Annotated in this window: 13 protein-coding genes and 1 tRNA gene; 3 read left to right on the top strand and 11 right to left on the bottom strand. The window is 39.3% G+C overall.

The window, feature by feature from the left end; all coding sequences use genetic code 11:
• Positions 1–492: 492 nt before the first annotated feature.
• The gene (gene lhgO, locus ACE1B6_RS05075; RefSeq protein ID WP_413256157.1) at positions 493–1,680 is read left to right on the top strand and encodes an L-2-hydroxyglutarate oxidase; all 1,188 of its coding nucleotides are present in this window, start codon (positions 493–495) and stop codon (positions 1,678–1,680) included.
• A gap of 19 nt (positions 1,681–1,699) precedes the next feature.
• Here lhgO and ACE1B6_RS05070 read toward each other — a convergent pair whose 3' ends face one another.
• From ACE1B6_RS05070 to obgE, 8 genes are all read right to left on the bottom strand, one after another.
• Entirely contained in the window at positions 1,700–2,935 is a 1,236-nt protein-coding gene (locus ACE1B6_RS05070; protein WP_413256156.1) for an adenylate/guanylate cyclase domain-containing protein, read from the bottom strand.
• 109 nt (positions 2,936–3,044) lie between these two features.
• Positions 3,045–3,509, bottom strand: a complete 465-nt coding sequence (locus tag ACE1B6_RS05065; protein ID WP_413256155.1) for a ubiquinol-cytochrome c reductase iron-sulfur subunit — start codon at positions 3,507–3,509, stop codon at positions 3,045–3,047.
• A 180-nt stretch (positions 3,510–3,689) separates the two neighbouring features.
• Entirely contained in the window at positions 3,690–4,406 is a 717-nt protein-coding gene (locus tag ACE1B6_RS05060; RefSeq protein ID WP_413256154.1) for a rubrerythrin family protein, read from the bottom strand.
• Between the two features lie 169 nt (positions 4,407–4,575).
• Complete coding sequence (locus tag ACE1B6_RS05055) at positions 4,576–4,866, bottom strand: peptidase (RefSeq protein ID WP_413256153.1); 291 nt, start codon at positions 4,864–4,866, stop codon at positions 4,576–4,578.
• Between the two features lie 152 nt (positions 4,867–5,018).
• Complete coding sequence (locus tag ACE1B6_RS05050) at positions 5,019–6,374, bottom strand: sensor histidine kinase (protein WP_413256152.1); 1,356 nt, start codon at positions 6,372–6,374, stop codon at positions 5,019–5,021.
• A 77-nt stretch (positions 6,375–6,451) separates the two neighbouring features.
• On the bottom strand, positions 6,452–7,429 hold the full coding sequence (locus tag ACE1B6_RS05045; RefSeq protein ID WP_413256151.1) for a FliH/SctL family protein: 978 nt from the start codon (positions 7,427–7,429) through the stop codon (positions 6,452–6,454).
• A 50-nt stretch (positions 7,430–7,479) separates the two neighbouring features.
• Positions 7,480–8,154 (bottom strand): response regulator transcription factor, encoded by a 675-nt coding sequence (locus tag ACE1B6_RS05040; RefSeq protein WP_413256150.1) that lies wholly within the window; start codon positions 8,152–8,154, stop codon positions 7,480–7,482.
• A gap of 69 nt (positions 8,155–8,223) precedes the next feature.
• Positions 8,224–9,252: a GTPase ObgE gene (gene obgE, locus ACE1B6_RS05035; RefSeq protein WP_413256149.1), complete on the bottom strand. Its 1,029-nt coding sequence runs from the start codon at positions 9,250–9,252 to the stop codon at positions 8,224–8,226.
• Between the two features lie 189 nt (positions 9,253–9,441).
• Between obgE and ACE1B6_RS05030 the strand changes: the two genes are divergently transcribed.
• Positions 9,442–9,810 carry an EamA family transporter gene (locus ACE1B6_RS05030; protein ID WP_413256148.1) on the top strand — a complete coding sequence of 123 codons (369 nt, stop codon included), beginning with the start codon at positions 9,442–9,444 and terminating at the stop codon, positions 9,808–9,810.
• Between the two features lie 133 nt (positions 9,811–9,943).
• Here the strand turns inward: ACE1B6_RS05030 and dpsA are convergent, their stop codons facing one another.
• The 3 genes from dpsA to ACE1B6_RS05015 all read right to left on the bottom strand — a co-directional run bounded on the left by dpsA (position 9,944) and on the right by ACE1B6_RS05015 (position 12,751).
• Complete coding sequence (dpsA, locus tag ACE1B6_RS05025) at positions 9,944–10,498, bottom strand: DNA starvation/stress protection protein DpsA (protein ID WP_413256147.1); 555 nt, start codon at positions 10,496–10,498, stop codon at positions 9,944–9,946.
• Between the two features lie 273 nt (positions 10,499–10,771).
• Entirely contained in the window at positions 10,772–12,184 is a 1,413-nt protein-coding gene (locus tag ACE1B6_RS05020; RefSeq protein ID WP_413256146.1) for a protein kinase domain-containing protein, read from the bottom strand.
• A gap of 162 nt (positions 12,185–12,346) precedes the next feature.
• Entirely contained in the window at positions 12,347–12,751 is a 405-nt protein-coding gene (locus ACE1B6_RS05015; protein ID WP_413256145.1) for a DUF4359 domain-containing protein, read from the bottom strand.
• Between the two features lie 115 nt (positions 12,752–12,866).
• Here ACE1B6_RS05015 and ACE1B6_RS05010 point away from each other — a divergent pair.
• Positions 12,867–12,939: transfer RNA gene (locus ACE1B6_RS05010), tRNA-His, on the top strand.
• The last annotated feature ends 118 nt before the right edge of the window (positions 12,940–13,057 follow it).

Here is a 13,057-nt window from a genome sequence, read left to right as displayed (position 1 = left end):
ATTTGCCACCTTGGTTGGTAGCTGAGTATACCTTTTTCAACATACTTTGTTTCTTGACAAATTTATATAAAAGAATGTTTAGATTTTCCCGGTTGCTTGGGTAAACTGACACCAATTAGCATTTAGATCTAACTGATATCTAGTTTATTCAGGGATAGCTTTATCCGATCGACCAGTAATAAATTAAAATTTATTTTAATTTACGGCGACTCAATCAACGATCCTAGATAATTGGAATTAGCTCAACAAAACAACAGAGAAATATAGGTTAAGGAGCATAGTTATGACAGAATATAATGATTAGATGTTGTCTTCTTTTTTAAAGGATATGTGGCGCTGATTCCGGTACAAATTGCTACCTTGATTTATTTTGGATATTGGTATTGGATGAAACCGAAAAAAGATGGGTTGCCAAAAGATCAAACATCTGATTAACTCAATAAAAGCCTGATTCTAAGTCGGTTTTTATCTGTTTGTGTTTAGGTACAAGTTATGTATGATTTGGCAGTTATTGGTGGGGGAATTGTTGGTTTGGCTACGGGGATGGCGATCGCGCAAAAACACCCAAATTCTCGAATATTAGTGTTAGAAAAAGAAAGTAGCTGGGCATATCATCAAACTGGACATAACAGCGGTGTAATTCATTCGGGAATCTATTATAAACCAGGGAGTCTAAAAGCGAAACTTTCCCATTCTGGCAATCTCTCAATGGTAAATTTTTGTCAACAGCATGACATTGCTCACGAAGTCTGCGGTAAGGTAATTGTTGCCACTACTCAGGATGAGTTACCTTTATTAGAAAATCTCTACAAACGAGGTTTAGAAAACAACTTAAATGTCACTAAACTGAGTGCGGAGGAAGTTCAAGAAATTGAACCTCATGTTAGTTGCTTGGCAGGAATTAAAGTGCCAACAACTGGAATAGTTGACTATCGAGAAGTTTGCTTAAAATACGCTGAGTTAATTCAAATTCAAGGAGGAGATTTACGGCTTAATACCAAAGTCTTAAAGATTATTAACACTAATACTGGTCAAATTTTAGAAACCGATCGAGGTAGTTATGAGACTAAGTTTACCATTAATTGTGCGGGTTTGCAGAGCGATCGCATAGCCAAATTAGGTGGAGTCAATCCCCAAGCAAAAATCATCCCATTTCGGGGAGAATACTATGAATTAACTCCCGAAAAACGCCATTTAGTGAAAAACCTCATTTATCCAGTTCCCAACCCAGAATTTCCCTTTTTGGGGGTGCATTTCACCCGGATGATTGATGGTAGCGTTCACGCTGGACCCAATGCGGTTTTAGGTTGGCGACGGGAAGGTTACAAAAAAACGGATTTTGACTTAAAAGATTTTCTTGAAATTATCACCTATCCAGGGTTGTGGAAGTTAGCAGCTAAGTATTATGACGAAGGAATTCAAGAAATTATTCGCTCTTTTAGTAAAGCAGTTTTTGTGCAAAGTTTGCAACGATTGATTCCTGAAATTCGATCGGAAGATGTAATTCCGACTCATGCAGGAGTTCGCGCCCAAGCATTAATGAATGATGGGTTTTTAGTGGATGATTTTTTGATTATTAAAGGGGAAAATGCCATGCACATTTGTAATGCGCCTTCGCCAGCGGCGACTGCTTCTATTGAAATTGGAAAAGCAATTGTTGCAGAAATTGAGATTAGTTAATCAGGACACAATTGAAACATCATTCCACCAACAATCGCCAAGCTTTAATCGCTTCTGTTTTCCCTTTTGCCATTATCGGTTCACAAGATTCAACCCTTAATTTTCCTGGCATCGCTTTATACACTTCATCGGAAATGGTAATTGCACCAGCAGGGGTGGCGCTTTCCAATCTTTTTGCTGTATTAACTACATCACCAATTACGGTGTAGGTACGGACATCTTTACTGCCGAATAATCCTTCTATGACATCACCGCAATGGAGGGCACAGCCTGCACCTAAACCGTGTTTTTTGAGAATAATTTCTGCTGCTTGACACATATATTTAGCTGCGGCAATTCCTTGCTGAGGTGTGGCATAAATCGCCATAATTTCATCGGCTGTGAGAGTGATTCGTAGGGGTTGATACTGTGCTGCACCCGGTTCTACGTTACGGTAGTAGGAGTTGAGAACGGAAGCAACGGTGTCTGGTGCAGTTTGTTCGCACCAAGCGGTAAAACCGCGAATATCCATAAATACGATCGTGCGATCGCGCCGTTGAAAAGCCAATTCTTCTGGATTAGTAACTGCGGTGAGTACCGCATGACTTCCCATCCCCCATTCTGCTAAATTCCGCAGTAGTTGAGCCGTTTTTTGCAATTCTTGGCGCTGAGATGTTAGCCTTGCTGTTTGCAATCCCAAAATAAGACCGAGAAACACCATACTTTCAATCAAAAACTTATGGGTTGGTAGCTGAGAAAATTTGCGAAAATGTTCCCAACTAAATGTTGGCTCAGTGCTCTTAGAACTTAGCACCATATAAAGCGCAACAATCATAAAAGTGCGGCTCAAACTTTCCAGGGGAATAATCAATGATGCTGCACTTGGTATCCAATGAAATCTGATTCCTTGCAAAGTGGCAATAGCTAAAGAAAACAGCCACAAAACATAATGATTTGGTTCGTGGAAAAATTCCATCCCATCCAGAAAAAGATCGCTTATTGTATATAAAAATGGCCCGATTAAATTTCCCCAAAACCGATGGCTATTGCTTCCGGCTAAATACCAAGCTTGCAGAAAAATTGCCCCAGCAATTAGATAATGAGTAGGTTCTATTAAATAGTCAATCCAACTAGATAAAGAAATTTCGGAAAAAGCATTAAATATTAAAAAATAGCCACTATTTGTCAGGAGTTCGTTGAAAAATGCACTGATACGAGTTCCTTTTAACTGGGCTTCTAATAAATCTTTGGGCTGGGTTATCGACTGTCTAAACACTGGCGGTAAATCCCTATTTAGATAAAGTACTGAGGTATGTTTGCGATTTTATTTTCTTTAGTTAGATAACAGACACACCCAGTACTAATCACTCCTAAGCAGTTAATAATTAACCCGCTTTCACGACAACAGAGTTACCTTCAATTTTTGCTTGATAAGTTGCCAAAGGTTTCTTAGCTGGGCCTTTTAAAACTTTCCCATCAGGGGCAAATTCTGCATCATGACAAGGGCAATCAAAATACTTTTCGCTTTTCTTCCACTTGACTGTACAACCCTCATGAGGACAAGTAGGATTAACAGCAATTAAACTGTTAGAATCATTGGGATTCCTAATTACTAAAACTGAGCCAACGGGAGATTTTTTATTCAGAATTTGCCCGTCTTTATCCAGTGATGCTACAGTCCCAACAGATTTAAAACCGCTAGATTGGGCAATAGTAAATGATCTATTTGTTTCGGGAGTTTCAGCATTAGCGGAGTTGTGGGAGTCGGGGAGAAAAGTGGCGATCGCAACTGGTAAAGAACTAGCAACTGCACCGACACTCACCCAGCCGAAAAATTCACGACGGTTCATAAGTAATTGTTAGTTAATGTTGGTAAAATCTATGCACCATTACCTATGACGGCACAACAACCCCGGAATAAATCTAGGGAAGCTATAACTTTTCTGGTGCAAGTTCTGAGGAAAAATCAAGCATTAATGCCGATGTAATAAATTATACTATATTTTCGACAATTAATGCTTCGTTCCGATTTAGACTATCTTCAGGAACAAATTTTCGGGTTCTCCGCATTCAGGACAGTTTTTAAAGTCAATTACTGCTACTGTCAACCCACAGTCGGGACAGACATAGAAAGTCTTAGTACCACCTTTCCAAGCTGTCAAATTATTCAAAGCTTCCGTATAGTATTTGGCGTGTCCTTCTTCAGCATTTCTAGCAAATTCCAAAGTCCGAACTGCATCTTTGTTATTTTCTTTCTCAGCTTGTTTGATGAAATCAGGATACATTGTATCGCGTTCGTAAGATTCGCCTTTAATTGCTTCTTGGAGGTTTTCACTAGTAGATTTTACCACCGGAGTTTCAATCTTATTAGTGGGTGTAGCGCCCATTTTTTTTATTACTTTGGCATGGTGTTCGCTGTGAATTTCTTCTGCACGCGCCGCTGCACGGAAGAGACTTGCTACTTTTCCATAACCTTCTTCATCGGCTTTTTTAGCAAAGGCAAGATAGCGAACATGAGCATTTGATTCACCATTATAAGCCGCTTGTAAATTTTTCAAAGTTGCTGATTCTTGAGTTTTATTAGCAACCTGTGTTACTTGAGGTTGAGTTGTTTCTTTGGTAGGTTCAACAACCGCACTTGGCGGTGGAGAAGTGCAGCTGGTGAGGGAAATAATTCCTAATGTAGTCGCAGAAAATAAAATGCTGAATTTCTTGGCAATTTGGCGCATACCAACCGCAGGTTTCATGATAGAATCTCCTTAGATGAGTCAATACATTTGGGATGTTTGGGTTGTGATTCAGGAAATTACTCCAAACAAAATTTTGAGCCAAGCACAGGAATTAGTCAGAGTTGAAAATTCAACTTTTTCAACTCTCCACTTGACATCAATAATCAGCTAGCTGACTAGTGAAGTATTAAGATTTATCGCCTAAATTTTCGGAAGTGCGGCGTTTGTTGAATAAGCCTGTCATGCTTAAACCTGTCACCAGTAAACCAATTAATCCTAAGCCGTTTAAAACGGGATAAATAGTATCTAATTTGAGGATTTTCATGGTGTGAATTCGCATCAAAAAATGAGCGATGTCATCAAGTCCAAACCATTCATCAAAAATGGTGTAGCCGATGCCAGTAATTACGGTTAAAATTAATGGTAGGGAACAAGCGATCGCAATTTGCCGATGATATTTCCGAAAAACTCGATTCATAATTTACCTCAATAATCAATAACAAAGCTGTATACTGATGTTTCAAGTTCTGTGCTGTACCAGCCGGACAATTACAGAATATAACTAAAAGGTAAAGAACTAGGGTAGACAGAAAAATTTTCCTAATTGCTAATAATTTGCAATTTTTAAATTCAAGTTTTGGGATCGGAAATTACTGGGAGACGCACGCGAAAACAGCTACCAACGCCTAGTTGACTAGTGACAGTTATTTCGCCATGATGATATTGAGCAATGGCTTGGGCGATCGCTAAACCCATTCCCAAACCCCCTTCTCGACGAGTTCTAGCTTTATCCGCACGCCAAAAGCGATCGAATACAAAGGGCAAATTTTCTGAGGCAATTCCGATTCCCGTATCTTCTACACCGACTATTACAGATCTATCAAAGCAGTTCATAAAAACAGTAACTTTTCCGCCTTTTGGGGTATATTGCAGTGCATTTTCGATTAAATTAGTAAATAAACGAATTAATTTAGTTCCATCTCCTTGGACAAAAATATCTGTTAATAAATCCGACTTTAGAGTAATTTCCCGATCCTCTGCTGGCAATTCTAAAAAATCTACTAAATCTTCTAAAATTTCACCTATAGGAATGGGAATTAACTCCTGATTAATCGTTGCTGTTTGTGCATCCATCCGCGCCAACAGCAGTAAATCTTCTACTAAACTACTCATTTGTTGGGTAGCAGAAGCGATCGCAGCTAACTTTTTCTCATCTGCTGGATGAATTCTTTCGGGATGACTTCGCATCACATCCACCGAAGTTTTAATTGCTGTTAAAGGACTGCGTAATTCATGAGAAGCATCAGCAGTAAACTGTTTTAATTGTTGAAAACTTTTGATAATTGGTTTCAAAGATTGTCTAGTTAACCATAACCCACCAATACCAGTCATCGTAAGGGCAAAAATGCTTCCTAAACCTAAACCCCAACGCAATTTACTTAGTACTACTTCCACTTCTTGAGTAGTTTCACTAGTGCGAATATAACCCTCTAATTTTTGGTTTCCTTTCTCCTTACTATAAGCTGCAATTGTTACCGTGCGAATCTGACCATTATTAATAGTTTCAAAGCCGGGATGGAGAGAAGAATTAGGTAAAATTGTTCCAGAATTTCCCAATAGTTTAGCTTCAGCATCAAACCATTCCACACCTTGATCTGGTTCCCGTAAATTATGCCAAGGAATATCTAAATCTCCATCACCATCTAAGCGGCGGAAAACTTGTGTATGCCGATGTTTATCAGCATTATAGACTTGTTTTTCTTGCTGATATTGTTCTTTAATTTCTGTAAAATTATGTGCAGCAGCTTGAGCTAAAACTATTAATCGCTGATCTATCTGCTGATAAAGAATATCAGCAAAAAACTCATATATCGCTACTGTAGATGTACCAATAATTGCTACCATTACCGTTAAGTAAGATAGCAACAAACGCCAGTGTAAATTTTGAAATTTAGTATCATTAACAGATGATTTGTAGTTGCTCATTAGTCACACCTCCGAGATTAGTAGGGTGCGTTAGTGACAACGTAACGCACCATCCCAGCTGACGCACCCAACAAAATCTAATTAAACCTAGCCAACAATTCTGCACGGGACAAATTCAATAATAAAGCAGTTGAATCTGCTGCTGGTAATGCCAACAAGGGTTCAATAATTGCGGTTAATTCTTCATCTAAGTCCCCAAATTTTGCCCTCAATAAATTTTCCACAAAAATTCGCTGTCCCTGGCGAACCCCTCGCTCAATACCTCGCTCAATACCTTGTTCAATACCTCGCTCAATACCTCGCTCAATACCTCGCTCAAGACCTTGTTCAATACCTTGTTCAATACCTTGCTGAGTAGCTTCAGCTAAACGTTTTTCGTAAAGTGGTGACAAACGCATAATTAAATCTTGCTCCTCTGGTGCTAAATTTTGGTTTACTTCTAATATAGTCTTGAGGTTGCTTAACAACTCCAACACCACTATTCGTAACGGGTCATTTTCGGGAATTTTTGCTAAGTCATCAATTGCTTGTTGCTGGACTCTCCCCTTACCTAAAATTCGTAACCAAAGTGTTTCTGGGGTTGGCGGTAATTGATGAATCACTACAATTCCCGTTTTCAAATGGGGGTGAAGAAAATAAACTCCGCTGCCCCAGTTATCTAGATCAAGTGTAGCGCCAAAACCTGATAATAGGGACTCTGAGGCAGTGGGAGAAATTATCCAAAGATGAGGTAATTCTGTTTCTTCAACGCGGGTATTGTTTCGTCTTGCTTGGCGTTCTAAAAAAGCAAAAACATCAAACAGTTTGCCCATACAGCTACGGATATTACCTAGATCGATCGCATTACGAAAAGGTTCAAAAATTGCTGCCCTAGTCGCCAAGCGTCCTAGTAATCCTAATTCGGTTGTCCAAGTAACTTGCGCCGCTGGTGCAAACCAAACATCGATTTCTCGAACTTCACTAGCAATACTACGACTTGTTTCTACTTCTCCTAATGGTGATAACAATTCTTTGAGATAATCTTTTGCAAATTGGTCATAAGGAAATACAGTCATTCGATTTTGGATTTTGGATTTTAGACTTTAGATTAATATATAACCAATAACTAAATTTGTTTCATTCGATAACCTAAACCATAAACTGTCTCAATTAAATCAGCAGGTGCGCCAGCAGCTTTTAACTTTTTGCGTAAATCTTTTAAGTGAACTTTTACGGTTTCTTCTGCTGGCGGATCTTCAAATGTCCAAAGATGATCTATGATATCGCTACGGCTGAGAACTCGGCTCCCATTCCGCAGGAATAATTTTAGTAAAGCATATTCTTTTGGGGTCAAATGTAGTAATTTTCCAGCATAATTTACCTGGCATTTACTAGGATCTAGACGCAGTTTTTCCCACTCTAAAACTGGTGGTAAGGTAGGATTTCCTCTTCGGAGTAAAGCGCGTATTCTTGCTGACAATTCTGGTAAATCAAAGGGTTTTACTACATAGTCATCTGCACCAGCATCTAATCCCATTACTTTATCAGTGCTGCTGTCTTTAGCAGTTAACATTAGTACAGGTGTGTTGATGTTATTATGGCGTAACTTGCGACATAAATTAATTCCATCTAATTTGGGTAACATAACATCTAATAAGATTAAATCGTAGGTGCATAGTTGAATAAATTCCCAACCTGCTTCTCCATCAGCAGCAATATCAACAGTGTAATGTCGATCGGTAAGTGCTTCTTTTAATGCGTCGGCGATGCGATCGTCATCTTCAACTAACAAAATTCTCATCAGATTTGATTACTTATTGATTTATCCCCACACCAAGTAAAACATGATGTGAGGCTATTTACAAATAAGTTAAAGAAGTTGAGTTTCTGGTTCCAATTCTTCGGTTTGTTCCAAGATTAGCCAAATTTGTTGTAACAAGTTATCTAGTCCAGAACGGGTAGCAGAGGAAATAAGAAAAACTTGATTTCCGCTTAATTCTTGCAATTGTTGACGCAGATTTTCTAAGTCGGTTTGTGCGGGATCGATCGCATCAATTTTACTCAAAGCCAACAGTTGCGGACGTTCCATTAAACCCCGATCGTAAGCTGATAATTCCTCTTGAATTGTGCGATAATTGCCGATCGGATCTTCCGCCGTTACATCAATTAAATGCAGCAATAACCGAGTCCGTTCAATATGACGTAAAAAATCATGCCCTAAACCTACACCTAAATGAGCACCTTCAATCAATCCGGGAATATCCGCAAAAACGGCACCATCACCATCCGGTTTTTGAACTACACCTAAATTCGGAACTAAAGTAGTAAAAGGGTAGTCAGCAATTTTGGGTTTAGCAGCAGAAATCGTGGAAATTAAAGTAGATTTTCCTGCATTTGGCAACCCAATAATTCCCACTTCAGCTAACAGTTTTAATTCCAAACGTAAAAGCCGCTGTTCTCCCGGCAAACCTGGTAAAGCATATTCAGGAGCACGGTTACGATTACTGAGAAAATGCTGATTTCCTAACCCACCTTTGCCACCTTGCGCCACACAAAGAGTTTGCCCAGCTTCTACAATATCTCCCAAAATTTCGTCAGTTTCAGCATCATAAACCACTGTACCGCAGGGGACTTGGATAATCCGATCGCTTCCATTCGCCCCAGTGCGATTATTCGGCCCCCCACGGGCACCATCCTCAGCCTTAAATCGATGATTGTATTTAAAATCCAGCAAAGTTTGCAAATCTGATGTAGCAACGAGAATACAAGAACCGCCTTTGCCTCCATTTCCGCCCGAAGGTCCACCAGCTGGAACATATTTTTCTCGCCGAAATGCTACAATTCCATCGCCACCTTTACCAGCCTCGACTTCAATTTCTACTCGATCGATAAATTGCATAATCGTCCTTTTTAACTAACTTTCTGTACTCAATTCCTTTGGTTACTCAGCAATAGGGAATTTTAGTTATAACCTGAAAAACTCAGCTGTTTTTACAGTTTCCAAAGCTTATGCTACCATTCTGCTCTGTGCGTTTTCATTGTCATCAGCCGTCAATCTAAAAGCAAAAATCTCCCATTAAAAATCATTATGACTTTACCAGAATTTGGACTGTTTCTTATTTCAATTATCAGCAGTGTTGCCGGACAATTTTTCCTCAAAGCAGGTGCATCAAAGTTGGGGAGAGTCGATGCCAGCAACTTCTTCTCTCATGTTTTGGGAATTATGACTATTCCAGAACTATTGATTGGCTTAACTTGTTACGCTTTGGGCGCTATTGCTTATATTTTAGTACTTACTAGGGTAAAACTTAGCGTTGCTGGGCCATCTATAGCTTTAGTATATGTTTTTTCCTTACTGATGGGCTATTTTATTTTTAAGGAACCGATTCCCATTAGTCGGGCGATCGGTCTAGGTTTAATTGTCTGTGGTGTAATCCTAGTAATTTGGAAAAACTGAGTGGTGCGTTAGCGATAGCGTAACGCACCATCATGGCTAAAGCCTTGACAACAAACTGAAAAAAGGGTGTCTGTGACACCCAAATATTTTTGCAAAAAAAGCATTCTTTTCTTATAGTTTCTGCCTTTTGGCATTAGTTATTAGCCGGAGCCATAAAACCTAAAGTCAGGCTATCATGGGCAAGGAAGTGAGCTAAATGAAATGCTCTGTCTTCTGTCTCAAGCAGGATTTTTTCATACAAATAACGAGTGGCGCGATCGCCTAAACTCTCTGCTTGTGCTGCTTGACTTCTAATTACTTTAATCACAGCTTGTTCAGCTTGCAAATCGTTTTCTACCATCGAACGGCTAGTATAAATACCGTCAGTTTCGGGAGTAAAACAACATAATTCCGCAAGTTTGGTGAAACTAGCAACAGGAACACCGCCTAAGCCATTCAAACGTTCACCAATTTCATGAATATGTCCTTCTACTTCTCCATAGCTATCTTGAAAGAATTGATGCAGAGAATAGAACTCACTACCTTCAACTACAAAGTGATGTTTCTGATATTGCAGATACAACGCTTGAAAGCTAGCTAAGGCAATATTTAATCCTTCACATACAGGTGCAGTAACGGATTTTTCCAACAAAACTGGATTGTCAGCGATCTGATCGACGGCCTGTTTCAAACCTACAGCTTGGGTCATATTTTCCCCTTTTCCTGTTACTTAAGGAGTCTGGTTGCAGCTATTGACAATTTATCATTTTCCGCTTAAGAGTCAACTAGTGTTTCAGCAATTGATGAAAATCTTTATCAATAATTAAGGGTTGATTAAGCTAGAGATTGGCTGAAAGAATCATCAACTGATTTGGCAATGTCTATCTATGTCAGGAAATGACTACACTTACCAACAGTAAAAAATAAAAATTTTACTTTTTAGTTAGATGAGAATGATTAACACTCTGTTATGGGGAGAAACTTAAGATTTGCTGAGTTTCGCTGCCATAACTGCCCCATGTCGCCACCACTGAGATCCACTAATCCAACAGCGTGAAGGTAGATGTCCCGCTGGGGCTGATAAGCTAAATTTTAAGTAGGAATTATTGGTGTGGTGTGAGGGCCAACCAACCGTCGCACAAAACCGTCCATAATCATCATTAACACTGTGAAAAATGTATGTTTGGACACTGAAACCGAAGCGTCCTTGGCTGTACTTTACCCACAGGCGATCGATAGTTTGTAAATCATCTTCAGGCAATTTCTCTATATCACTAAGTTGTAGGTAAGCATTAGTTGATTTACCGACCGCTAAACACATAACAACCCAAGTTTCTTGGTTAGCTTCTTTCCATTTACCAGCAGCTAACAAATGCTGTAACTTGGTGTAATCAACTCCGACTTCCGAGATTAACTTATCTCCTTGAGGTTTGGCAGTGTAGCGGCGAAAAATATTAGTAAAAAGGTTGTTTGTTACAGGTGATACAGGTTGAATTTTCGGCGGAGTTGGTGGTAGGCTAGTCATAGCTTGTAAGACATCGCCGACACTTTGATAACGCTGATTAACCGCAGGTTTAATTAATTTATCGAGGATTTTACTGAGGCGATCGCTCACCGAACTACCTTTCGGTAAAAAATCTTGCCAAACCCAAGTATTATTAGCAATATCAGTTAAATCAAAAGGAGACATCCCAGTTAATAAATGAATGCAAGTCACACCTAAACTATAAAGATCGCTAGCAGGTAAAGCCTTACCCTTCATTTGTTCCGGCGCGACATATTCCGCCGTACCCACCGCAGTTCCAGTGCGAAACAAAGCACTATCAGTAATTAGCTTAGCTACCCCAAAATCAATTAAAACTAACTTTCCATCTGTTTGACGACGGATAATATTTGCGGGTTTAATATCTCGGTGAATCACTCGTTGATCGTGGATAAACTTTAACACCGGAACCAAATCTTTGAGTAACTCCCAAATTTGAGATTCATTAAATAACCCCTGTTCCTGCAACTCCTTATCTAAAGTTTTTCCGGGAATAAACTCTTGGACTAAATAAAGCTGTTTTTGCTGTTCAAAATGCGCTAATAACGATGGTATTTGCGGATGTTTCCCTAACTCTATTAAACGTTCTGCTTCTTGACGAAATAACTGTACCGCTTTCTTCACAACTAAAGTATTTCTACTTTGCAAATAAAGTTGCTTTACCACACAGCGATCTCGATCGGGCATTCCTTCATCTATTGCCAAAAAAGTTTTACCAAAACCACCTTGTCCGATTAGTTGCATCGGGCGATATCGATTTTTTAATAGTAACAGAGAACCACAACTCAGGCAGAATTTGGCATTATCTGGGTTGACAGGACTAAAACATCCTGGGGTGAGACAGTAAGACATAGTAGCAGCAACCAACAAATAAATTAACTATACAATTAACATAATTAAATTATGCAGTTTATAAACACTGATGAAAAGAAAATTTACTAATGCTACGATATTTCAGAGGTCTGAGGTTATTTCATGTTATCAGTTGCCCAGTGTAATAAGTTGAATAACTAACTATTGCTGTTCTGCTTGGTAAATATAAAATCTGTGTCCAACTGCTAACGTGCCAAAATGGTAAGAAGGCAATAAGTCAGAGGGGAAGAAAGGCGAAACTTTAGTAATTGACAACTCAGTTTTGTAAATACTAAACAGAATAAAGTTATATCTTTCTGTACTTTGAGAAATGAAATCTTTAATTTCTGATTGATTAGAGTTAACTAATCTTTTGCATTCTCGTTTCAAGGACTTTCCCCAAATTTTCGGTGCTTGGGGACAGACGTTTTTTTGCAAGTAGTCGGTGAGTTGCTCTTTAGCATACTCCTCGTACTCTGACTCACTGGGATTGCTGATGGCTAAGGACACCAGTAATCCGGTTAAAATGGCAGTACCCAGAGATTGGGGAATTTTGCAGCTTTTCATGAATTTACTGTGTCCGCGTGTGCTCAGAGTTAGCTTACCACTGAAAAAATTTTTTCGTCTCTGGTCAAGGACTTGATCCGAATCGGAAAAGAGTGCTATGATAAATAATGGCAAGGCGAGCGTAGCCAAGTGGTTAAGGCAGTGGATTGTGGTTCCACCACTCGGGGGTTCGAGTCCCCTCGTTCGCCCTTCTGATGTCGAATAACAAATTATTTGTCGTCATTAACAAATTAATGTCGTTGGATAGGCAGTAACAAATTACGAATCGTGAATCACAGCCCGAATTCAATTCGGGGGAGTGCCTCA

Origin of the sequence: Floridaenema fluviatile BLCC-F154 (assembly GCF_041929135.1) — a bacterium.
In the GTDB taxonomy this organism is placed as follows: Bacteria; Cyanobacteriota; Cyanobacteriia; order Cyanobacteriales; family Aerosakkonemataceae; genus Floridanema; species Floridanema fluviatile.
This window is presented reverse-complemented; position numbering and strand designations above follow the sequence as displayed.

Coding starts and splice junctions, on each gene's coding strand:
- obgE (WP_413256149.1), bottom strand. CDS start 9,252: ATGCAATTTATCGATCGAGTAGAAATTGAAGTCGAGGCTGGTAAAGGT.
- ACE1B6_RS05020 (WP_413256146.1), bottom strand. CDS start 12,184: ATGTCTTACTGTCTCACCCCAGGATGTTTTAGTCCTGTCAACCCAGAT.
- ACE1B6_RS05045 (WP_413256151.1), bottom strand. CDS start 7,429: ATGACTGTATTTCCTTATGACCAATTTGCAAAAGATTATCTCAAAGAA.
- ACE1B6_RS05030 (WP_413256148.1), top strand. CDS start 9,442: ATGACTTTACCAGAATTTGGACTGTTTCTTATTTCAATTATCAGCAGT.
- ACE1B6_RS05060 (WP_413256154.1), bottom strand. CDS start 4,406: ATGAAACCTGCGGTTGGTATGCGCCAAATTGCCAAGAAATTCAGCATT.
- lhgO (WP_413256157.1), top strand. CDS start 493: ATGTATGATTTGGCAGTTATTGGTGGGGGAATTGTTGGTTTGGCTACG.
- ACE1B6_RS05040 (WP_413256150.1), bottom strand. CDS start 8,154: ATGAGAATTTTGTTAGTTGAAGATGACGATCGCATCGCCGACGCATTA.
- ACE1B6_RS05055 (WP_413256153.1), bottom strand. CDS start 4,866: ATGAATCGAGTTTTTCGGAAATATCATCGGCAAATTGCGATCGCTTGT.
- ACE1B6_RS05065 (WP_413256155.1), bottom strand. CDS start 3,509: ATGAACCGTCGTGAATTTTTCGGCTGGGTGAGTGTCGGTGCAGTTGCT.
- dpsA (WP_413256147.1), bottom strand. CDS start 10,498: ATGACCCAAGCTGTAGGTTTGAAACAGGCCGTCGATCAGATCGCTGAC.
- ACE1B6_RS05050 (WP_413256152.1), bottom strand. CDS start 6,374: ATGAGCAACTACAAATCATCTGTTAATGATACTAAATTTCAAAATTTA.
- ACE1B6_RS05015 (WP_413256145.1), bottom strand. CDS start 12,751: ATGAAAAGCTGCAAAATTCCCCAATCTCTGGGTACTGCCATTTTAACC.